This is a genomic window from Staphylococcus sp. GDY8P54P, from assembly GCF_017892645.1.
Classification (GTDB): domain Bacteria; phylum Bacillota; class Bacilli; order Staphylococcales; family Staphylococcaceae; genus Staphylococcus; species Staphylococcus ureilyticus.
In genome coordinates this window covers 140,885-162,492 of record NZ_JAESLN010000006.1, presented here as the reverse complement: position 1 = coordinate 162,492, position 21,608 = coordinate 140,885, and the positions used below count along the sequence as shown (strand labels likewise).

Annotated in this window: 24 protein-coding genes; 20 read left to right on the top strand and 4 right to left on the bottom strand. The window is 31.2% G+C overall.

Translation table 11 applies throughout. The features are described 5' to 3' along the window. Positions 1-145: 145 nt before the first annotated feature. Positions 146-532, bottom strand: coding sequence for a rhodanese-like domain-containing protein (locus tag KA883_RS01410; RefSeq protein WP_046208179.1), 387 nt, complete (start codon positions 530-532; stop codon positions 146-148). Positions 533-704: 172 nt separating this feature from the next. Here KA883_RS01410 and KA883_RS01405 point away from each other — a divergent pair, with 172 nt between their 5' ends. Then, the gene (locus tag KA883_RS01405; protein WP_046208180.1) at positions 705-1,535 is read left to right on the top strand and encodes a lipoate--protein ligase family protein; all 831 of its coding nucleotides are present in this window, start codon (positions 705-707) and stop codon (positions 1,533-1,535) included. Between the two features lie 107 nt (positions 1,536-1,642). Here the strand turns inward: KA883_RS01405 and KA883_RS01400 are convergent, their stop codons facing one another. Further along, complete coding sequence (locus KA883_RS01400) at positions 1,643-1,858, bottom strand: SA1362 family protein (protein WP_046208181.1); 216 nt, start codon at positions 1,856-1,858, stop codon at positions 1,643-1,645. Positions 1,859-1,885: 27 nt separating this feature from the next. After that, positions 1,886-2,467: a hypothetical protein gene (locus KA883_RS01395; protein WP_046208182.1), complete on the bottom strand. Its 582-nt coding sequence runs from the start codon at positions 2,465-2,467 to the stop codon at positions 1,886-1,888. Between the two features lie 103 nt (positions 2,468-2,570). Between KA883_RS01395 and KA883_RS01390 the strand changes: the two genes are divergently transcribed. From KA883_RS01390 to KA883_RS01305, 18 genes are all read left to right on the top strand, one after another. Then, positions 2,571-3,629 (top strand): M24 family metallopeptidase, encoded by a 1,059-nt coding sequence (locus tag KA883_RS01390; RefSeq protein WP_046208183.1) that lies wholly within the window; start codon positions 2,571-2,573, stop codon positions 3,627-3,629. Between the two features lie 27 nt (positions 3,630-3,656). Next, positions 3,657-4,214, top strand: a complete 558-nt coding sequence (efp, locus tag KA883_RS01385) for an elongation factor P (RefSeq protein WP_046208184.1) — start codon at positions 3,657-3,659, stop codon at positions 4,212-4,214. Positions 4,215-4,469: 255 nt separating this feature from the next. Then, positions 4,470-4,943: an acetyl-CoA carboxylase biotin carboxyl carrier protein gene (accB, locus tag KA883_RS01380; protein WP_046208185.1), complete on the top strand. Its 474-nt coding sequence runs from the start codon at positions 4,470-4,472 to the stop codon at positions 4,941-4,943. Further along, entirely contained in the window at positions 4,943-6,292 is a 1,350-nt protein-coding gene (gene accC, locus KA883_RS01375) for an acetyl-CoA carboxylase biotin carboxylase subunit (RefSeq protein WP_210139823.1), read from the top strand. The genes accB and accC overlap by 1 nt, the downstream gene beginning before the upstream one ends. Before the next feature lie 21 nt (positions 6,293-6,313). Further along, positions 6,314-6,676 (top strand): Asp23/Gls24 family envelope stress response protein, encoded by a 363-nt coding sequence (locus tag KA883_RS01370; RefSeq protein ID WP_046208187.1) that lies wholly within the window; start codon positions 6,314-6,316, stop codon positions 6,674-6,676. Positions 6,677-6,788: 112 nt separating this feature from the next. Continuing rightward, the gene (gene nusB, locus KA883_RS01365; protein ID WP_046208188.1) at positions 6,789-7,175 is read left to right on the top strand and encodes a transcription antitermination factor NusB; all 387 of its coding nucleotides are present in this window, start codon (positions 6,789-6,791) and stop codon (positions 7,173-7,175) included. 14 nt (positions 7,176-7,189) lie between these two features. Next, positions 7,190-8,530, top strand: coding sequence for an exodeoxyribonuclease VII large subunit (xseA, locus tag KA883_RS01360; protein ID WP_046208189.1), 1,341 nt, complete (start codon positions 7,190-7,192; stop codon positions 8,528-8,530). Further along, positions 8,520-8,765, top strand: coding sequence for an exodeoxyribonuclease VII small subunit (locus KA883_RS01355; protein ID WP_103161483.1), 246 nt, complete (start codon positions 8,520-8,522; stop codon positions 8,763-8,765). Before xseA ends, KA883_RS01355 begins: the two co-directional genes overlap by 11 nt. Continuing rightward, positions 8,752-9,639, top strand: coding sequence for a polyprenyl synthetase family protein (locus KA883_RS01350; RefSeq protein WP_046208191.1), 888 nt, complete (start codon positions 8,752-8,754; stop codon positions 9,637-9,639). The genes KA883_RS01355 and KA883_RS01350 overlap by 14 nt, the downstream gene beginning before the upstream one ends. 319 nt (positions 9,640-9,958) lie before the next feature. Continuing rightward, entirely contained in the window at positions 9,959-10,411 is a 453-nt protein-coding gene (ahrC, locus tag KA883_RS01345) for a transcriptional regulator AhrC/ArgR (protein WP_019468379.1), read from the top strand. Positions 10,412-10,431: 20 nt separating this feature from the next. Next, a complete protein-coding gene (recN, locus tag KA883_RS01340) occupies positions 10,432-12,111 on the top strand; it encodes a DNA repair protein RecN (protein ID WP_073341972.1) in 1,680 nt (559 codons plus the stop codon). Between the two features lie 73 nt (positions 12,112-12,184). After that, the gene (locus KA883_RS01335; RefSeq protein ID WP_046208193.1) at positions 12,185-13,093 is read left to right on the top strand and encodes a phosphate acyltransferase; all 909 of its coding nucleotides are present in this window, start codon (positions 12,185-12,187) and stop codon (positions 13,091-13,093) included. Between the two features lie 493 nt (positions 13,094-13,586). After that, entirely contained in the window at positions 13,587-15,008 is a 1,422-nt protein-coding gene (gene lpdA, locus KA883_RS01330) for a dihydrolipoyl dehydrogenase (RefSeq protein WP_046208194.1), read from the top strand. A 16-nt stretch (positions 15,009-15,024) separates the two neighbouring features. Further along, positions 15,025-16,023: a thiamine pyrophosphate-dependent dehydrogenase E1 component subunit alpha gene (locus tag KA883_RS01325; protein WP_046208195.1), complete on the top strand. Its 999-nt coding sequence runs from the start codon at positions 15,025-15,027 to the stop codon at positions 16,021-16,023. After that, positions 16,016-16,999, top strand: coding sequence for an alpha-ketoacid dehydrogenase subunit beta (locus KA883_RS01320; protein WP_046208196.1), 984 nt, complete (start codon positions 16,016-16,018; stop codon positions 16,997-16,999). Before KA883_RS01325 ends, KA883_RS01320 begins: the two co-directional genes overlap by 8 nt. Positions 17,000-17,011: 12 nt before the next feature. Then, the gene (locus KA883_RS01315; RefSeq protein WP_046208197.1) at positions 17,012-18,292 is read left to right on the top strand and encodes a dihydrolipoamide acetyltransferase family protein; all 1,281 of its coding nucleotides are present in this window, start codon (positions 17,012-17,014) and stop codon (positions 18,290-18,292) included. 215 nt (positions 18,293-18,507) lie between these two features. Further along, positions 18,508-18,945 carry a bacilliredoxin BrxB gene (brxB, locus tag KA883_RS01310; protein WP_046208198.1) on the top strand — a complete coding sequence of 146 codons (438 nt, stop codon included), beginning with the start codon at positions 18,508-18,510 and terminating at the stop codon, positions 18,943-18,945. A gap of 12 nt (positions 18,946-18,957) precedes the next feature. Then, a complete protein-coding gene (locus KA883_RS01305) occupies positions 18,958-19,953 on the top strand; it encodes an aromatic acid exporter family protein (RefSeq protein WP_046208199.1) in 996 nt (331 codons plus the stop codon). A 170-nt stretch (positions 19,954-20,123) separates the two neighbouring features. Here KA883_RS01305 and prli42 read toward each other — a convergent pair whose 3' ends face one another. Then, positions 20,124-20,222, bottom strand: a complete 99-nt coding sequence (prli42, locus tag KA883_RS01300) for a stressosome-associated protein Prli42 (protein WP_150822912.1) — start codon at positions 20,220-20,222, stop codon at positions 20,124-20,126. Between the two features lie 201 nt (positions 20,223-20,423). Between prli42 and KA883_RS01295 the strand changes: the two genes are divergently transcribed. After that, entirely contained in the window at positions 20,424-21,563 is a 1,140-nt protein-coding gene (locus KA883_RS01295; RefSeq protein ID WP_046208200.1) for a M20/M25/M40 family metallo-hydrolase, read from the top strand. The last annotated feature ends 45 nt before the right edge of the window (positions 21,564-21,608 follow it).

Genomic DNA, 21,608 nt, shown 5'->3' with positions numbered 1-21,608 from the left:
GCCTTTCACCATGTATTTAAATTCATTCAAAACAGGTTATTTATAATATTTAGCAAATCATAAATTTAAATTTTTTAATTATATAAAAAATTGAGCTACTAGTTATTTAACTAACAGCCCAATTTTAAAATGTTAACTTATTCATTTATTTTTTTGATTTGATTTTACCAGTCCATTTTTTATATCCGCCTTTAAGCATGAATATATCTTTATAACCATTCTTTTTTAAGATTCTAGCGGCACGATAACTGGCAATACCATTCGCATCACAAAGATAGATAGGTTGATCTGTTCTCAAGCCTTGATATCTTTGCTTAAACATTGTGATTGGGATGTTACGGGCACCATTAATATGACCATAATCATAATCTACTTTTTCTCTTACATCAATCACTTGAGCTTTTCGCAAACCATTATGGAATTCATTTTGGTTTAATTCTGTTACCGCTTTTTTGTTCAAATATCTATTGAACAACATATATGCGATGATTATTATTAAAATTGCTAAAGCTATAAACCAAAAATTACTCATCTTGCATCCTCCCTAATTAACCGATATTATATATTATAAAACTGTTAGCACAAATTATCAAAATATTTTTATCATGATAATTACGTAAACTGACATTTTTGTACAATTATTGAAAACGATAACACAAATTAGATGTTATCACAATTTAATTTTAATGAATGGAGTTTTGATTGTGACTGAAACATGGCATTTTATCAATACAGGTAGTAATGATCCATTTTATAATATGGCAATGGATGAAGCGTTATTAAATTTTGTATCTAGAGGTGAAATTGATCCAGTAATTAGATTTTATACATGGGATCCAGCTACACTTTCAGTTGGTTACTTTCAAAGATTAACGAAAGAAATTGATATAGACAAGGTGAAAGATAAAGGTTATGGCCTTGTTAGAAGACAAACAGGTGGCAGAGGTGTCTTGCATGACAAAGAATTAACTTATAGTGTTATTGTACCGGAATCACATCCAAACATGCCCAAAACAGTTACAGAAGCATATAGGGTCATTTCTGAAGGGCTACTTGAAGGATTCAAAACATTAGGTTTTAATGCTTCATTTGCTATCCCACGAACTAAAGAAGAACGGTCTAAATTAAAACAACCAAGAAGTGCGGTTTGTTTTGATGCTTCCAGTTGGTATGAATTAGTCGTAGAAGGACGCAAAATTGCAGGTAGTGCCCAAATGAGACAAAAGGGTGTGATTCTGCAGCATGGTTCATTGTTACAAGATATAGATATTGATGATTTATTTGATATGTTCATATTTAAAAATGATCGTTTGAAAGAGAAAATGAAGCAAGCTTTTGTTGATAAAGCAGTAGCAATTAATGATATATCTGATCGCTACATCACTTTAGATGAAATGGAACAAGCATTCGAAAGTGGATTCAAAAAAGGATTAAATATCAATTTAAAACCTTTAGAATTGACTGCTCAGCAAAACGCAGAAGTTGACGCATTAATTAATAAGTACCAATCATCAGAATGGACTTATAGAAAATAATTAAATTCGCTATAAAAAAAGCATTTACCCAACAATTTTTGAATTTAATTGTTGGGTAAATGCTTTAATTTATTCAATAATGTTAAATATTCAGAACCTAATTTTTATTATTTTTTATGCCTTTTTCTATATTTTCTTTGGGCACGTTTATACTTTCTTTGATCTTCTGTTAAAAAGAAAAAATAATAAATTAAATAAATGATACCTGCAAAAATTGCTAAACTGATAGCCATTCTTACAAAACTAAATAAGAACGCATCTAAGTTAAGTATTAAACCAACTAATGCAATTGCGATTACGATATAAAATATTGCTTGTTTCAAAATACACACTCCTATTTATATGTCACATTACTCATTGCTTATGCTCACTTTTGATAAAGTAGTTTGCCCTTTATTAAGTTTTTTCTTATCTTTCTCGTTATAACCATCCCTTATATCACTCATGGCAGAATCTAATGACTTGTTTAATTTAGTAATATTTTTATGTTTCTTCTTATCTTCGTCATTCATTTTATCTTTATCAATTTTACTTTTATATGTAGTAAATGCACTATCAATTTTATTAGTAATATCGGTTAATTTATTTTGAACTTTTTCGCTCTGCTTATTTTTTGAGACTTCGTCTTCAATATCATTATAATCACCAATTGCTTTTGCGACATCTTGATAATATTCAGAAGACGCCTTAATATGATTTAATTTCTTTTTATTACTTTTCGCATTCTTGATATTATTTTTATCTTTTTCTAATGCAGTAATATTTGTTTTTTCTTCTTTTATTTCAAGTTTTAAGTCTTGTATATCACTTTTTAATTTATGATTTTCGTCACGTAATTTTGTTGTTTTCTCTTCTAATGGGCCTAAATTTTGGCTTCCACATCCGGCGAGTAAACACGAAGCGCATAAAATAGCGAATAATTTTTTCTTCATAACTCTCTCCTAATTCAAAAACTATAAATTTGTACACTAATTATGCTATCATTTTAATGTATATATTGGAAATGTACAAATTTATTGAATAGGGTGATTACTGTTGAATAGAATTGAAAAGTTAAAATCTGCTCTAAAGACAAAACATTTGGAAGCAATTATCGTTTTATCTGATTATAATAGAAGATACTTATCTGGATTTACTGGAACCAGTGGTGCATTGATTATTACAAATAGCGAAAAACTATTGCTTACTGATTTTAGATACATAGAGCAAGCAACTGATCAAGCTGCTGGTTTTAAAGTGATTAAGCAACAGGGACAACTGATAGAATCTATAAAATCCACACTAGAAGACTTAAATGTGCAAAATGTTGGCTTTGAAGGTAATTTAGTAAGCTATGATACTTATTTACAATTAAGTAAATCATATATCAGTTTAATAAGTATTTCTGGTTTAATTGAGAGAATAAGAGAAGTCAAGGATGAACAAGAAATAGCAAATATTCAAAAAGCTGCTCAAATTGTTGATGATGCTTATGAGTATATTTTAACAGTTGCTAAAGCTGGAATGACAGAACTTGAGTTAAAAGCAAAATTAGAAAGTAAAATGCTCGAATTAGGTTCAGAAGGACCATCTTTTAATACTATTGTTGCTTCTGGAGTGAGAGGAGCACTTCCACATGGTGTAGCAAGTGATAAAGTCATCAATCAAGGAGAATTAATTACCTTGGATTATGGAGCTTATTACAATGGATATGCCTCAGATATTACCCGTACTTTTGCTATTGGCGAACCAGATGCCCAATTAAAAGAAATATATAACATTGTATTACAAGCAAATTTAAAAGGAATTGAAGCAGCTAAACAAGGAATGACTGGTAGAGAACTTGATGCAGTAGCAAGAGATTATATTACCGAAAAAGGATACGGTGAGGCTTTTGGCCATTCATTAGGGCATGGTATAGGATTAGACGTACATGAAGGTCCAAATTTATCTAAAAAATCTGAATCTCCATTAGAATTAAATAATTGTGTTACAATTGAACCCGGTATATATTTAGATGGAATTGGTGGCGTACGTATTGAAGATGATATATTAATTACCGAAAATGGTTGCGAACGCTTTACTAAATCGTCTAAAGACCTTATTATTTTATAGAAGACCTTATATTAAGGAGGAAACTGAATGATTTCGGTTAATGATTTTAAAACAGGTTTAACAATTTCTGTAGATAATGGTATTTGGAAAGTTTTAGATTTCCAACACGTAAAACCAGGAAAAGGTGCTGCATTTGTACGTTCAAAATTACGTAACTTAAGAACAGGTGCGATCCAAGAGAAGACATTTAGAGGCGGAGAAAAAGTTGAAACTGCTATGATTGAAAATCGTCGCATGCAATATTTATACGCCGATGGTGATACACACGTTTTCATGGATAACCAAACATTTGATCAAATTGAATTACCTGCTGATTACTTAGAACATGAATTAAATTTCTTAAAAGCAAATATGGAAGTTCAAATTCAAAGTTATGAAAATGAAACTTTAGGTATTGAATTGCCAAAAAACGTTGAGCTTACAGTAACAGAAACAGAACCAGGTATTAAAGGTGATACTGCTACTGGTGCAACAAAATCTGCGACTGTTGAAACAGGTTATACACTAAATGTACCATTATTTGTTAATGAAGGAGATACTTTAGTAATTAACACAAGCGATGGAAGTTACGTGTCAAGAGCTTAATTCATCAGTGACACTCACCACTTGATGACAGCATTTGCAAATTATTTTAGAAGCCTTTCCACTTACTTTAAATGGAAGGGCTTTTATTATTTGCGTAAAGACGGAAAACCGTTTTGACACAAAACTATAGTTAATTATTGATTAACTATAAAAGTTAATGAGTTATAATAGAAAATATGTATATGCTTGAATTGAACATTTCACTAAAGTAAAATAAACTAGGTAAATGAAAACAATCTGAAGGAGTCAGTATTTATGAATTTTAAAGAAATTAAAGAATTAATTGAAATTCTTGATCAATCTAGCTTGACTGAAATAAATATAGAAGATAAAGGGAATATAGTTAACTTAAAAAAAGAAAAAGAAACTGAGATTATCACACCTCAAGTTTCACAACAACCGATGCAACAGATTGCACCACAACAACCAGCTGTTTCAAATCAACTTGATACACAAAGTTCTGATGATACAAGTGCTTCCCAAGAAAATGACAATTTAAAAACAATCAATGCACCAATGGTTGGCACATTTTATAAATCACCTTCACCAGAGGAAAGTCCATATGTTCAAATAGGAGATTCTGTTTCAAACGAATCAACAGTATGTATTTTGGAAGCTATGAAATTATTTAATGAAATACAAGCAGAAGTCACAGGGGAAATTACTGAAATACTAGTAGAAGACGGTCAAATGGTAGAGTATGGCCAACCGTTATTTAAGGTGAAATAATGAATAAAATTTTAATTGCAAATAGAGGGGAAATTGCTGTAAGAATTATTCGAGCCTGTCACGATTTAGGTTTACAAACTGTGGCAATATATTCTGAAGGAGACAAAGACGCATTACATACTCAAATTGCTGATGAAGCATATTGTGTCGGTCCCACTCAATCTAAAGATTCTTACCTAAATATCCCTAATATTTTATCTATCGCGACTTCAACAGGATGTGATGGGGTTCACCCTGGATATGGTTTTCTAGCAGAAAACGGTGATTTTGCTGAACTTTGTGAAGCATGTCAACTTAAATTTATTGGCCCAAGTTATGAGTCCATACAAAAAATGGGTATCAAAGATGTCGCTAAAGAAGAAATGAAACGCGCTGAGGTTCCTGTAGTTCCTGGAAGTGAAGGGTTAGTTAAAGATATTAAAGAAGCGAAGAAAATTGCAAAAGATATAGGATATCCAGTCATTATCAAAGCTACTGCAGGCGGTGGTGGCAAAGGTATACGTGTTGCACGTGATGAAAAAGAATTGGAAACTGGCTTCAAAATGACTCAACAAGAAGCAGCAACTGCTTTTGGTAACAATGGATTATATCTTGAAAAATTTATTGAAAACTTTAGACATATCGAAATACAAGTAATTGGAGACAGTTATGGTAATGTCATCCATCTAGGTGAGCGTGATTGTACCATACAAAGACGTATGCAAAAACTTGTAGAAGAAGCACCGTCACCAATCTTAAACGATGCTAAACGGCAAGAAATGGGTAATGCAGCAGTAAGAGCAGCAAAAGCTGTAAATTATGAAAACGCTGGAACAATTGAATTTATTTATGATTTGAACACGCATGAATTTTATTTTATGGAAATGAATACACGTATTCAGGTAGAACATCCAGTTACAGAAATGGTAACTGGTATTGATTTAGTAAAACTACAACTTAAAGTAGCGATGGGTGAAAAGTTACCATTCACACAAAAAGATATTGAAATCAAAGGACATGCAATTGAATTTAGAATTAACGCTGAAAATCCTTATAAAAACTTTATGCCTTCACCAGGTAAAATCACACAATATCTAGCACCGGGTGGTTTTGGCGTAAGAATTGAATCAGCATGTTATACTAATTATACAATCCCTCCATACTATGATTCTATGGTAGCAAAATTAATTGTTCATGAACCATCAAGAGATGAAGCAATTATGACAGGATTGAGAGCGTTAGGTGAATATTTAGTATTAGGCATTGACACTACAATTCCATTTCATATTCGCCTACTAAATAACGATATATTTAGAAGTGGTGAATTTAATACTAATTTCTTAGAAACTTATAACATAATGGATGAATAAACTAAATAGGAGGTTTGTGAAATGGTCAAAGTAACAGAATCATCACATTCCAATTTAGGAAAAATAGAAATTGCACCTGAGGTTTTGACTGTTATTGCAAGTATAGCAACCTCAGAAGTAAAAGGCTTAGAAGGTCACTTTAAAGAAATAAAGGACTTAAGTGTTGAGAAAATTACAAAAAAACAATTGGCACGTGGTATTAAAGTAGATACTAAAGATGATGGTATTCATATTGATGTATATTGCTCATTTTCATATGATATTAATATCTCAGAAACAGCAAGAAAAATACAAAATGCCATATACAATTCAATATCTACGATGACAACGATCATACCAAGTCAAATTAATGTTCACATTACACATATCGTATCTACAAATTAAATATAGCACTTTGACTTTAATGCGGTCATAAAACTGAGTTCTATAATCAAGAGATTAACAAAATTCTATTTTATATTAGTCATAAAGCGTACAATGCTAAAAGGAGTTTATAATGAGTCGAAAAGAATCAAGAACACAAGCCTTTCAAACACTATTTCAATTAGAAATGAAAAATAGTGATTTAACGATTGATGAAGCAATTAGTTTTATTAAAGATGATAATCCTGATTTAGAGTTTGATTTTATTAATTGGCTAGTTACAGGCGTAAAAGATCATGAATCTGTATTAGATAATAAAATTGCACCACATTTAAAAGATTGGACAATAGATAGATTATTGAAATCTGACCGAATTATTTTAAGAATGTCAACTTATGAATTACTAAATAGTGAAACGCCACAAAAAGTAATTATCAATGAAGCGGTTGAATTAGCAAAACAATTCAGTGATGATGAACATTATAAGTTTATCAATGGTGTGTTGAGTAATATTGAGTAAAAGAGTGATATAATATGTCAGATTATTTAAGCGTTTCAGCTTTAACTAAATATATTAAATATAAATTTGATCAAGATCCGCACTTACAGACTGTCTTGCTTAAAGGTGAACTTTCTAACTTTAAAAAACATAGTAGTGGTCATCTCTATTTTAATGTTAAAGATAAAAATAGTGTCATCAGTGCAATGATGTTTAAAGGAAATGCTTCAAAAATTGACTTCGAACCTAAAGAGGGTGATGAAGTTTTGTTAGAAGCACGTGTTTCTGTATATGAAAGACGTGGTAATTATCAAATTTATGTTAATAAAATGCATATAGATGGTATTGGTAATTTATATCAAAAATTAGAACAGTTAAAAAAGAAATTAACTAAAGATGGTTATTTTGATCAAAACCATAAAAAGATTATTCCTAAGTTTCCTAAAAAAATCGCTGTGCTGACTGCAGGCACGGGTGCAGCGATTAGAGATATCCATACTACTATTAATAGTCGATATCCTTTAGTTGAACAAATACAAATCAACACTTTAGTACAAGGTGAGCAGGCTAAGTATGATATCATTGAAAAAATAAAACAAGCTGATGATTTAAATGTAGATACTATAATCATTGGTCGTGGTGGTGGTTCTATAGAAGATTTATGGAACTTCAACGAAGAAGATGTTGTCAAAGCGATTTATGCGTGTGAAACGCCAATCATATCAGCAGTAGGCCACGAAACAGACTTTACGCTTAGTGATTTTGTAGCAGATGCACGTGCTGCTACACCTACACAAGCAGCAGTGATGGCAACACCTGATCAATATGAATTGAGGCAATATATTCAACAACAAAAACTTTCTTTAACCAGGTTTATGAAACAACAGATTCAACATCAAAAGCAGTATTTAGAACACGTTGCTTCATATTACAAATTTAAAACACCAACCTTGTTATATGATCAACAGATTCAAAAACGGGATGACTTAGAAAAACAGCTTAATTTAGCTATTACTTTTAAAGTTAATCAACATAAGCAAAAGCTAGAGTTAATAAAACAAAGTTTCAACTTAAAACATTTCAAACAAAATATTCAGAGAGAACAAGCAACTATCAATCAAAAACAAACGAATCTTGTAAAATTAATGAATCATCTTATTGTAAAACAAAGAAATAATTTAACTAATAAAATAGAGAATTTGAATAATCTTAGTCCAACCAATACAATGTTACGTGGTTATACAATTGTGAACAAGCAAGATAAAATAGTTACTAGTACTAGCGATTTAGCTGAAAATGATAATATTGTATTAACGATGAAAGACGGTTCTGTTGATGCACAAGTTATGAAAGTAAGGTGTAATGATGACGAATAAATCACAAAGTTTTGAAGAAATGATGAAAGAATTAGAAAGTATAGTTCAAAAACTAGATAATGAAAATGTTTCTTTAGAAGAATCTTTAAACTTATACCAAAGAGGTATGACATTATCAGCAAATTGTGATGAAACATTGAAAAATGCTGAAAAAAAAGTGAACGAATTGATGTCTGAAGAAAATGTTGAAGGCGATGAAGAAACTGAAAAGGAAGAAAATCATGATGAATCATAAAATAGACAATTTAACTGACGAAATTAATGAATTATTACAAAATTCAATTCCGAATTCATCACTGAATACAGATTTAGAACATAGCATGAGATATTCGTTAGAAGCAGGCGGCAAACGAATTAGACCTGTTTTACTTTTATTAACATTGGAAATGCTAGCATCGGATTATAAACTTGGTTACGCTTCAGCACTTGGGTTAGAAATGGTACATACGTATTCTCTTATTCATGATGATTTGCCTGCAATGGATGATGATGATTATCGAAGAGGTAAATTGACAAATCATAAAGTCTACGGTGAATGGAAAGCAATACTAGCTGGTGATGCATTACTCACTAAAGCATTTGATATCATTATTAACGACGACAAGCTGAAAGATAATACCAAAATAAAACTGATTAAACGCTTATCATCTGCAAGTGGACATTTAGGTATGGTAGGTGGTCAAACACTCGATATGCAAAGTGAAGGTGAAGGATCTGCGGTAGACCTAAATACTTTAGAACATATCCATCAAGCTAAGACAGGTGCGCTATTAAAATTTGCAGTAATGGCAGCTGTTGATATTGCCGAGGCTGAACCAAGTGTAGCTAATTTATTAGAAAAATTTAGTGAACATTTAGGATTAATGTTCCAAATAAAAGATGATTTATTAGACATTTATGGAGACGAAGCGAAACTAGGTAAATCTACAGGTAGTGATCTTGAAAATGATAAAAGCACTTACGTCTCATTATTAGGTCAAAACGGGGCAGAAGATAAGCTAAAATCACATACTGAATCTGCATATGCGTGTTTAGCTCGTTTACCTGAACAATATGACACAAGTAATCTAAAATATATCGTAGAATTATTCAATTATAGAGAATCATAATCAGACGTAGATTCTGTTTTTACAGATTTTATAAAATTTCTACCATTAAATTATGCTAAATCATGCTACTTTTCGTAGCGTGATTTTTTATTTATAAAAATTTATAATTTTATAAATAAATATTCATTTGTTACTAAAATAGTATCGGTATAAGTGATTCAAAATTTAATTATGGCTTATTTTTAATTCACTTCGAAAATAGACAGTCAGTATACACAACAGTCAATAAAAGTATTTCTGTTAAATTAACTTTAGTAGTAGTATCATTGTCCATGTGTTAAAATCATTGTATAAATATTCGTTTACAGAGGTGCTATACATGGCAAAAAAATCAGTAAGACATATTAAAATAAGAGAAATTATATCTAATGAAAAAATTGAAACCCAAGATGAACTGGTAAAGCGTTTAAATGAATATGAGTTAAATGTTACCCAAGCAACTGTTTCTCGCGACATTAAAGAATTACAGTTAATAAAGGTCCCTACACCTTCTGGTCAATATGTTTATAGTTTACCTAATGACAGAAAATATCATCCTTTAGAAAAACTTGGTCGTTATTTAATGGATTCATTTGTAAATATTGATGGTACTGGAAACCTTTTAGTACTTAAGACCTTACCTGGTAACGCTCAATCAATTGGGGCAATTTTAGATCAAATAGACTGGGATGAAGTGTTGGGCACAATTTGTGGTGATGATACATGTTTAATTATATGCAGAGATGAATCAGCCAGCGAAAAAATTAAAACACGTATCTTTAATTTATTATAAGTATAAGGAAGTGATTATAAATGCTACAAACCTTATCAATTAAACAATTCGCTATTATAGATGAATTAGAAGTAAACTTTGGTGATGGCTTAACTGTTTTGAGTGGCGAAACAGGTGCTGGTAAATCAATTATTATAGACGCGATTGGTCAATTAATTGGTATGCGTGCTTCATCAAACTATGTGAGACATGGTGAAAAAAAAGCTGTTATTGAAGGAATTTTTGATATAGATAATAGTAAAGAAGCCATTTCAATACTTCATGATTTATCTATCGATATCGATGAAGACTTTTTATTAGTAAAAAGGGAAATATTTAGCTCAGGTAAGAGTATTTGTAGAGTTAATAATCAAACAGTTACTTTACAAGATTTGAGAAAAATAATGCAAGAATTATTAGATATACATGGGCAACATGAAACACAAACATTATTAAAGCAAAAATATCATTTACATTTATTAGATAATTATGCCGAAAATACATATAAATCACTGCTTGAATCGTATGTTGATACTTTTGATAAATACAGCGCTAAGAAAAAAGAATTAGCAGATTTAGAGTCAGCCGATCAAGCGTTATTACAACGGTTAGACTTGTTAAAATTTCAATATGAAGAATTACAAGAAGCGAATCTTATTGAAAACGAAGTCCCTCAACTTGAGAGCGATATCAAACGTATTCAAAATTCAGAAAGTCTCAGTTTAGCCTTAAACAATGCACACGTCACGTTGACAGATGAGCATGCTATTACAGATCGTTTATACGAATTGAGTAATCAGTTACAATCAATTAGTGAAATTTTACCTGATAAATATGATGAACTAAAAGAAGATGTCGACCAATTTTATTACACGCTTGAGGATGCTAAACATCAATTGTACGATGATTTAACGAATACAGAATTTGATGAACAATATTTAAATGAATTAGAATCTAGAATGAATTTATTAAATAGTTTGAAACGTAAATATGGTAAAGATATTAATGAACTAATTATGTATCAAGATAAAATGGCTGACGAAATTAATAAGATTGAAAATTATGAAGAAAGTACTGCTCAATTACGTCAAGAAATCGATGATTTATATAAAAATGTTATGGAACTAGGAGAAAAGTTATCGCAAGAAAGAAGAAATGTTGCACAATCTTTGCGTAATCATATTGTAGATGAAATTCAAAATCTTCAGATGAACGATGCTAATTTAGAAATTTCATTTAAACCTTTAGATAAACCGAACCGAGAAGGAATAGAATTTGTGGAATTTTTAATCAGTCCAAATAAAGGCGAACCTTTAAAGAGCTTAAATAAGATTGCTTCTGGAGGAGAATTATCAAGAATTATGTTGGCGCTAAAAACTATCTTTGTAAAAACAAGAGGCCAGACAGCAATTTTATTTGATGAAGTAGATTCTGGTGTATCTGGTAAAGCTGCTCAAAAGATGGCAGAGAAAATGAAAGGATTGGCTGAACACATACAAGTGATATGTATATCACATCTACCACAAGTTGCGTCCATGAGTGACCACCATTTATTTATTAGTAAAAATTCTAATGATGAACGAACAACAACACAAGTTAAAGAATTGACTGGAGAAGAACGTATTGATGAAGTAGCAAGAATGATTTCTGGTGCTACTGTGACAGAATTAACCAGACAAAATGCGAAAGAAATGATAGAGCAGAACCACAATTTAAAATAAAAATCTATATTCACTATTGTTAATACAAGTGCTAGCTGGGTTAGATAAATAATCAGTGAAGGATGTTGATTTTATGCGATTCCAACATTTAGTTGAACCATGTGAAACAATGAATGGAAATGTAGCCGTTTTATATGCAAATGACGAAAAAATGATATCAGTACTAGTTAAGGCTTTAAAATTAACTAACATAGACATTTTTATTTATGATACCCAAGACACTACGGAAATCATTCGTTCTTTTGATTTAGAACCTCAAATCCTAAATAGGATTCATGTGCTAACATTTTCAAGTGATTATCAATTACTTAAGCAATGCGCAGAAGATTTATCGCAGGGCAAAGTGACTGTTTTAATGAAAGGAAAAATGAAAGCCACATCAATGATTTCTTTTATTTTAAGCAATAAAAATTTTATAGACCAATATGGGTTTTTAAACCATGTTGCGTGTTTTAGTATACCTAATTACCATAAAACTTTAATGATTAGTGATGTAGCATATAATGTGGCACCTACGATAGAAGAAAAAAAGCAAATCATTAAAAATCTAACTACATTTAGTAATACATTAGGTTACGATAAATTTAATATTGGATTATTATCTGCAGTCGAATATGCGTCTAAAAAGATACCATCATCTATTGATGCTGAAAAATTAAAAAATATTTTCAATCGAACTTCGGATGTATATGTAAAAGTAGATGGACCAATTCTATTTGATTATGCAATCAGTAAAAAAAGAGCGATTGAAAAAAATTACACATCTAGTATTGCTGGTGATGTTGATGCACTTATCGTTTCAAATATAGATGTTGGGAGTGCATTATTAAAATCTTTAACTCATTTTGGAAATGCTTCTGTTTCCAGTTTGTTACTCGGCGCAAAATTCCCAATTGTTTTCACGTCAAGGGCAGAAAGTAAGCAAAATAAGTTAAACTCCTTATTACTTGCTTTGAAAACACAAAATAAATTTACCCACTAAATAAATTTGAATTTTTACACTATTATTTAGGTTATTAATTTTATAATACTGAATTTTGATGTAAGATAGTAAAGGATATCAATTAATAGAAAATTTAAATGCTGTTGCACTTGTTTATGTAAAGTAAGTAACGATTTTCTATATAAGACTTATTGTAATAATAGTATCTATTCATATTTCATTATTTAAACATTTTACTGAAAGTATTCGTTTTTAAAAATTAATGAAATGAAGTTATTTTAGTAAATTTCAAAAATTTGTATTGAAATCACTTTTAAAATTCAAAGGTGATTTTATTCGTATGTTTAAATTAATTAACATTAAACAATTCAGTTTGTTAAATACTTTAAACTTGCTATACAATTCTTTTATCAATGTTCTTTCAAATAAATATTAAACTGTAAACTATAGATTGAATTTTAAATACTATACGAATTTAATGTTTAAATATGATTTTTGACATAATACTAAGATTGCAGTTAGGAGCAAAAATATGGCAGATGAAAAATATGATCTAGTAATTTTAGGTGGAGGAACAGCTGGGTATGTATCAGCAATAAGAGCATCTCAATTAGGTAAAAAAGTTGCGCTTGTAGAAAAGTCACTTTTAGGAGGTACTTGCCTACATAAAGGATGTATACCAACAAAAGCGCTCTTAAAATCCGCTGAAGTATTAAGAACAGTTACAAATTCAAGTGAATTTGGTGTAGATATTGATGCATTTAAGTTAAATTTTTCAAGAATGCAAACGCGTAAAAATGAAGTAGTCCAACAAATGTTTAACGGTGTTGAACAACTTATGAAACATAATAAAATAGATGTGTTTAATGGTATCGGACGAATATTAGGTCCATCTATTTTCTCACCTCAAAGTGGCACTATTTCAGTAGAATATGATGATGGTGAATCAGAATTAATTCCAAATAATAATGTATTAATTTGTACAGGATCATCTCCAATGCCCTTGCCTTTTTTATCTTTTGATGGCAACACTGTGTTATCTAGTGATGATATTTTGAAGTTAGATAAATTACCGCAAACACTTGCTATCATAGGAGGCGGAGTAATTGGTTTAGAATTTGCATCTTTAATGGTGGACTTAGGTGTAGAAGTTTCTGTTATCGAAGCAGGACCACGTATTTTGCCTACTGAAAGTAAATCAATAGCAAAAGCGTTGCAAAATGATTTAGAACAACGTGGCGTTAATTTTTATGTAGATGTCCAACTATCTGAAGAACATGTTTCTACTAAAGATAACAGTATTGAAATTCAAATCGAGGAAGAATTATTCGTTTTTGATAAATTATTAGTAGCCATAGGTCGTAAACCAAATACAACAGATATTGGATTAAACAACACAAAAATAAAACTGACGGATAAAGACCATATAGTCGTAAATGAATATCAACAAACAGAAGACAAACATATCTATGCTGCTGGAGATTGTATAGGTAAATTACAACTCGCACATGTTGGATCTAAAGAAGGCATAACAGCCATTGAGCATATGTTTGATGCTACACCAATCTCAGTAGACTATAATAAAATGCCAAAATGTGTCTATACACAACCAGAAGTTGCAAGTATTGGTCAAAATAAAGAATTAGCGAATGAGGAAGGATTCAAAACAAAAACATTTAAAGTTCCATTTAAGGCAATTGGAAAAGCAGTCATTGAAAATACAAAAAATTTGAATGGTTTTTGTGAAATTGTAATTGATCAAGAAAACGATAACGTCCTAGGTATAAATATGATTGGCCCCCACGTAACTGATCTCATTAATGAATTATCATTATTTCAATTTATGAATGGTTCAACATTGGAATTAGGGTTAACTACACATGCACATCCGTCACTTTCAGAAGTGCTGATGGAATTAGGATTAAAAGTCGAAAATAGATCGATTCACGTTTAATTAAGGAGGATACAAAATGTTTGATTATAAATCAGTAGGTCTTGATACTTCTGAATTAAAATCTATGTATAAATGGATGGATTTAGGCCGAAAAATTGATGAGCGCATGTGGCTACTTAATCGTGCAGGTAAAATACCTTTTGTAATAAGCTGTCAGGGACAAGAAGCTACACAAATAGGTATGGCATTCGCAATGCAAGAAGGGGATATTTCATCACCTTATTATAGAGATCTTGCACTTGTTACATATTTAGGTATGACGCCACTTGATTCAATGTTAGCTGCTTTTGGTAAACGTGATGATATCAGTTCTGGCGGCAAACAAATGCCATCTCATTTTAGTAAAAAAGAAAAAGGAATTCTATCTCAAGGTTCACCAGTTGCTACACAAATATTACATGCAGTTGGTGCTGCACTAGCTTTAAAAATGGACAGTAAACAAAATATTGCAATAACTACTGTAGGTGAAGGAAGTTCTAACCAAGGAGATTTCCATGAAGGTTTAAACTTCGCTGGTGTACATAAATTACCTTTTATTTGCGTTATAGAAAATAATAAATATGCTATTTCTGTACCTGACTCATTGCAATATGGTGCTGAAAAATTATCTGATCGTGCTATTGGATATGGTATACATGGTGAACAAGTAGATGGCAATGATCCTATTGCAGTATATAAAGTTATGAAAGAGGCTCGTGAGCGTGCATTGAGTGGCGAAGGTTCAACTTTAATTGAAGCGATGTGTACACGTTTGACTGCGCATTCTTCTGATGATGATGATAAATATCGTTCACAAGAAGAACGTGAAGGATTAAAATCATTGGATTGTAATCAAAAATTCAAATCTTTCTTATTAGAAGAAGGAATTATTGATGAACAGTGGTTGGATGAAATAGAAAAAGAACATAAAGAAATTGTTAATCAAGCTACAAAAGAAGCTGAAAAAGCACCTTATCCATCACCAGAAGAAACTTACACACATGTCTACGAAGAAGGGAGCTTAAATAATGGCTAAATTATCTTATTTAGAAGCGATTCATCAAGGTCTAGACCAAGCAATGGAAAAAGACAATGATGTTTTTGTATTGGGTGAAGATGTAGGTAAAAAAGGTGGCGTCTTTGGTGTTACTCTAGGATTACAACAAAAATATGGGGAAGCACGTGTGTTAGACACGCCATTAGCTGAATCTAACATTGTGGGAACTGGTATAGGAGCAGCAATGATGGGTAAAAGACCAGTGGCAGAAATACAATTTGCAGAATACATTTTACCTGCTACCAACCAAATTATGAGTGAAGCTGCTAAGATGAGATATCGCTCAAATAATGATTGGCACTGTCCATTAACCATTCGTTCTCCATTTGGCGGTGGAATTCATGGCGCTTTATACCATTCTCAAAGTGTAGAATCTATTTTTGCATCAACACCTGGTCTAACAATAGTCATACCTTCTTCACCTTATGATGCAAAGGGGCTATTACTTGCTTCAATCGAATCTAATGACCCAGTCCTATACTTTGAACATAAAAAAGCATATCGTTTATTAAAAGAAGAAGTACCTGAGTCATATTATACGGTGCCAATTGGTAAAGCTGATGTAAAACGTGAAGGAGATGACATTACAGTATTTACCTATGGCTTATGTGTCAATTATTGTATACAAGCTGCTGATATGTTAATGGAAGAAGGCATCAATGTTGAAGTTGTAGATTTACGTACCGTGTATCCATTAGATAAAGATACAATTATTGAACGCGCGAAACAAACAGGTAAAATATTATTAGTTACTGAGGATAATTTAGAAGGAAGTATTATTTCTGAAGTAGCCGCTATTATTTCAGAAAACTGTTTATTTGACCTTGATGCACCGATTATGAGACTTGCCGGGCCAGATGTTCCATCAATGCCATTTGCACCGACGCTTGAAGATGAGTTTATGATAAATCCAGAAAAAATAAAAAACAAAATGCGTGAACTCGCAGAATTTTAAGGAGGCACAACCATGGAAATTAAAATGCCTAAACTCGGTGAAAGTGTACATGAAGGAACAATTGAACAATGGCTTGTTTCAGTAGGCGATAAAATAGAAGAATATGACCCACTTTGTGAAGTCATAACTGATAAAGTTACAGCAGAAGTGCCATCATCATTTGCAGGTACAATCCGTGAAATTATTGTGGAGGAAGGTACAACAGTTGAAGTAGGTGAAGTAATTTGTTACTTAGATACTGAAGAAGATGTATCAGATGAAAATACCGATAACGGTGCTACAAATGACCAACCTGAAGATGTAAAAGAAACATCACAAACTCAAGGGAGTAACTCAAATGTAAACAATAGCGAAAACGCTGCAGCTGATCAGCGCCCTCAAAATAATGGACGTTTTTCACCTGTAGTATTTAAACTAGCGTCTGAACATCAAATTGACCTTTCACAAGTTAAAGGAACTGGCTTTGAAGGAAGAGTAACTAAAAAGGACATAGAGAAAGCAATCAAAGAAGGTACCCATAAATTAGGTTCAGAAATCATCGCGCCTAAAGACTCACCTAAAGTCAATAAGCAAGTGCAATATAATGAACCCTCTCCGGGTTCAGCAATACCAGTAAATGGCGTTCGTAAGCAAATTGCTGAAAATATGGTCAACAGTGTTAATGAAATCCCACATGCTTGGATGATGGTAGAGGCAGATGCTACAAATCTAGTTAAAACAAGAAATTATCATAAAAATAGTTTTAAAGAAAATGAAGGTTATAACCTTACTTATTTTGCATTCTTTGTAAAAGCAGTAGCAGAAGGCTTAAAAGCATATCCTTTACTAAATAGCAGCTGGCAAAATTCTGAAATAGTAATGCATAAAGATGTTAATATTTCAATTGCAGTAGCTGATGAAGAGAAATTATATGTTCCAGTAATCAAAAATGCTGATGAAAAATCTTTAAAAGGCATTGCTAGAGAAATTAATGATTTAGCTCAAAAAGCACGTAATAAAAAATTAAGATCTGAAGATATGCAAGGTGGTACTTTTACAGTCAATAATACTGGTACATTTGGTTCAGTATCATCTATGGGAATTATCAATCACCCTGAAGCAGCAATACTTCAAATTGAATCTATTATCAAAAAACCTGTCGTTATTGATGATATGATTGCAATTAGACATATGGTTAATTTATGTATTTCTATCGACCATCGTATATTAGATGGCTTGCAAGCAGGTAGATTTATGAATTTCGTCAAAACGAGAATCGAGCAATATTCTATAGAAAACACAAGTATTTATTAGTTTTGTAATATCGGTAAATACTATTAAATGTGATAAATAGTAAGTTAGAAATCAAATTTCATTATTTTGATTTCTAACTTTTTTATTTTAAAAACTTTATTATTGAAGGTTCCATGATTAACGAACTTGTTGTCAGATTAAACACACATGTTGAACTATTGTCTATATATTAGTAAAATGAAATTAATAAATTGATAACGAAAGGTGATTTGAATATGGATTTAAATTTTGATTTATATATGAATGATGTAGTAAGCCAAGCAAGAAATGAAATCGAAGAAGCAGGTTATGAACAATTAACGACAGCTGATGAAGTTGATAAAGTCTTAAATCAAGAAGGCACATCACTAGTAATGGTTAACTCAGTTTGTGGTTGTGCCGGTGGTATTGCTAGACCAGCAGCTACGCATGCATTACATTATGATAAATTACCAGACAGACTTGTAACAGTGTTTGCTGGACAAGATAAAGAAGCAACTCAACAAGCAAGAGATTATTTTAAAGGATATGCACCATCAAGCCCATCATTTGCATTAATAAAAAATGGTGAAATCACACAAATGATAGAACGCCATCAAATCGAAGGCCACGATGTGATGGATGTTATTAATCAATTACAAAATTTATTTGATACTTATTGTGATGAAAGATAGAGGTTAACATCGATGATGCGATTAAATCCATATCGAATCGGATTTAGAACAATTAAAACTGCTGTAGGTATGGCACTAGGAATTATCATTGCTAAATTAATGGGGTTAGATAATTTTGCTTCTAGTGCCATTTTAGTGGTGCTTTGTATTAAACATACAAAAGTGCATTCACTACAAGCGATAATATCTAGATTTGTTTCTTGTATATTAATCCTTGTGATTGGCTCAATAGCTTTCAGTTATTTTGGTCAAAGCGCGATTATTTTAGGTGTGATCGTACTTTTATTTATACCGCTCACTGTTGTTTTTAAAGTACAAGAGGGAGTAGTTACAAGTTGTGTTATTTTGCTGCATGTATTTAATGCTAAAGTCATTGACATACACTTGTTTATCAATGAAATTTTATTGTTAATCGTTGGTCTTGGTATTGCATTTTTAATGAATTTAATCATGCCTAGTTTAGACTTTAAACTAAAACAATATAAAGAGGAAATAGAAAATCAATTCACAAAAATCTTTGAAACATTCAGTACTACTTGCAAAGCACCTAACCCTTCTTTAGATATGTCATTCAATCAATTACAACTTACGATACAAAAAGCAAAATCAATTGCATTTAGAGATGTTAAAAATCATTTTGTACGTAATGAAAATTCTTACTATCATTATTTTGATATGAGAGAAGCTCAGTTAGAATTATTAGAAAGAATGTCTAAAATGATACAAAACATTGAAACAAAAGACACGTTATTAGATAAAATCAGCAGTTTGTTTTTAGAGGTAGCTCAAAACGTAAATAGCAATGATTATACTGCCTTACGCTTGCATTCTCTTTATGAAATCAAATTAGAATTAGATCAATTAGAGTTACCAAACTCACATGCTTCTTTCAGAACTAGAGCAAGCATTAAACAATTACTCAATGAATTAGAAGAATATTTAGAAGTTAAATCACAATTCGGATCCTTAAAATTACATAAAGATACAAAATCAACAATTTTTTCATAATATGCATAAATAATAATCACCTTAACCTAGGTAAAAGAAATGGCGCACTCACTTTCTTTTACCTAGGTCATTTTAATGTAAAAAAGCACAAAAAATGTACCATAAAGCAATATAATTTACATCGCTAAATGATACATGACACAATTTTAATTAATATTTATTTTCATTTTTTAATTTGTTAAAGGAACTATACTCGTCAAGATTAATGCAAGTACGACTGCTATCAACATAACTACAATTATAAATCTAAGCACTTTATTGTTATTCAAACTTAATTCCTCCAAAATATATCAAATGCGTTTTAAAAAGCAATATTGTACTGTGACTCATCCACAATATTTCAAGTCACTACTATTTTATCAATGTATATTATAACATAACTAGACGAATACGTATAAACATATTTGTTTTGCTAAGCTTTAAACTTATGTAAACTAAAATAAATTGTGATTATAGAAAAGGGGATTTATATGATAAATAAACAACGTCTATTAGAGACATTTTTAGAACTCGTTCAAATTGATTCTGAAAGTGGCAATGAACAGGATATCCAATACCATCTTAAAAAAATAATGGAACAGCAAAATATAGATATCTATGAAGATAAAGTCAGTATTGAAAATGATACTTTAGGTGCGAATAATTTAATTTGCACCTTAAAGGCAACGCCCAATTATGAACATCTTGAAAAAATATATTTCACAAGTCATATGGATACAGTTGTACCAGGTCAAAAAATCACACCAACTGTAAAAGATGATGGGTACATATACTCAGATGGAACTACGATTTTAGGTGCAGATGATAAGGCTGGCTTAGCAGCTATTATAGAATTTATCCATGTTATTAATGAACAACATTTGCCTCATGGTCAAATTCAATTTATTTTGACTGTTGGTGAAGAAATTGGCTTAGAGGGGGCGAAAGCAATAGATAAAACTTTACTAGATGCGAGTTATGGTTTTGCAATTGATGCAAGTGTTCCAGTTGGCACAACAGTAGTTGGTGCGCCAACTCAAATGAAACTGAATGCGACTATATTTGGAAAAACAGCGCACGCCAGCACACCTAACTATGGTATAAGCGCAATCAATGTAGCTGCAAAAGCAATTAGTGAAATGAACTTAGGTCGAATAGATGACTATACCACTGCAAATATTGGTCGTTTTGAAGGTGGTTCTGCTACCAATATTGTGGCAGAAAAAGTAACATTAAATGCAGAAGCACGTTCACATTCAGAAGAAAGTATCGTCAGACAAGTCAATCATATGAAATCTATTTTTGAAGCAACAGCAAAAAGGTATCATTGTCATGCCGAAGTAGAAATCATCAAAAGTTATCCAGGATTTAAAATTTCTGATGATGCAGCGGTAACTTCTATAGCAAAATCTAGCGCTTTAGCTTTAGGTTTAGAAGCAAATACTGTTATTGCTGGTGGTGGATCAGATGGTAATATAATAAATCAACTTGGAATACCTACAGTCATTTTAGGTGTAGGTTATGAAAACATTCACACTACAGAAGAAAGAATTTCAATTGAATCTTTAAATCAGTTAGCTAGTCAACTTTTAAGTATTAACGACGTGCTTATTAAACAATCTATAAACTGATTAAGTGAATATAAAGATACCTTTGTGATACAATATACTAGAAAA

Coding starts and splice junctions, on each gene's coding strand:
- KA883_RS01410 (WP_046208179.1), bottom strand. CDS start 532: ATGAGTAATTTTTGGTTTATAGCTTTAGCAATTTTAATAATAATCATC.
- KA883_RS01395 (WP_046208182.1), bottom strand. CDS start 2,467: ATGAAGAAAAAATTATTCGCTATTTTATGCGCTTCGTGTTTACTCGCC.
- efp (WP_046208184.1), top strand. CDS start 3,657: ATGATTTCGGTTAATGATTTTAAAACAGGTTTAACAATTTCTGTAGAT.
- accB (WP_046208185.1), top strand. CDS start 4,470: ATGAATTTTAAAGAAATTAAAGAATTAATTGAAATTCTTGATCAATCT.
- accC (WP_210139823.1), top strand. CDS start 4,943: ATGAATAAAATTTTAATTGCAAATAGAGGGGAAATTGCTGTAAGAATT.
- KA883_RS01370 (WP_046208187.1), top strand. CDS start 6,314: ATGGTCAAAGTAACAGAATCATCACATTCCAATTTAGGAAAAATAGAA.
- nusB (WP_046208188.1), top strand. CDS start 6,789: ATGAGTCGAAAAGAATCAAGAACACAAGCCTTTCAAACACTATTTCAA.
- xseA (WP_046208189.1), top strand. CDS start 7,190: ATGTCAGATTATTTAAGCGTTTCAGCTTTAACTAAATATATTAAATAT.
- KA883_RS01355 (WP_103161483.1), top strand. CDS start 8,520: ATGACGAATAAATCACAAAGTTTTGAAGAAATGATGAAAGAATTAGAA.
- KA883_RS01350 (WP_046208191.1), top strand. CDS start 8,752: ATGATGAATCATAAAATAGACAATTTAACTGACGAAATTAATGAATTA.
- ahrC (WP_019468379.1), top strand. CDS start 9,959: ATGGCAAAAAAATCAGTAAGACATATTAAAATAAGAGAAATTATATCT.
- recN (WP_073341972.1), top strand. CDS start 10,432: ATGCTACAAACCTTATCAATTAAACAATTCGCTATTATAGATGAATTA.
- KA883_RS01335 (WP_046208193.1), top strand. CDS start 12,185: ATGCGATTCCAACATTTAGTTGAACCATGTGAAACAATGAATGGAAAT.
- lpdA (WP_046208194.1), top strand. CDS start 13,587: ATGGCAGATGAAAAATATGATCTAGTAATTTTAGGTGGAGGAACAGCT.
- KA883_RS01325 (WP_046208195.1), top strand. CDS start 15,025: ATGTTTGATTATAAATCAGTAGGTCTTGATACTTCTGAATTAAAATCT.
- KA883_RS01320 (WP_046208196.1), top strand. CDS start 16,016: ATGGCTAAATTATCTTATTTAGAAGCGATTCATCAAGGTCTAGACCAA.
- KA883_RS01315 (WP_046208197.1), top strand. CDS start 17,012: ATGGAAATTAAAATGCCTAAACTCGGTGAAAGTGTACATGAAGGAACA.
- brxB (WP_046208198.1), top strand. CDS start 18,508: ATGGATTTAAATTTTGATTTATATATGAATGATGTAGTAAGCCAAGCA.
- KA883_RS01305 (WP_046208199.1), top strand. CDS start 18,958: ATGATGCGATTAAATCCATATCGAATCGGATTTAGAACAATTAAAACT.
- KA883_RS01295 (WP_046208200.1), top strand. CDS start 20,424: ATGATAAATAAACAACGTCTATTAGAGACATTTTTAGAACTCGTTCAA.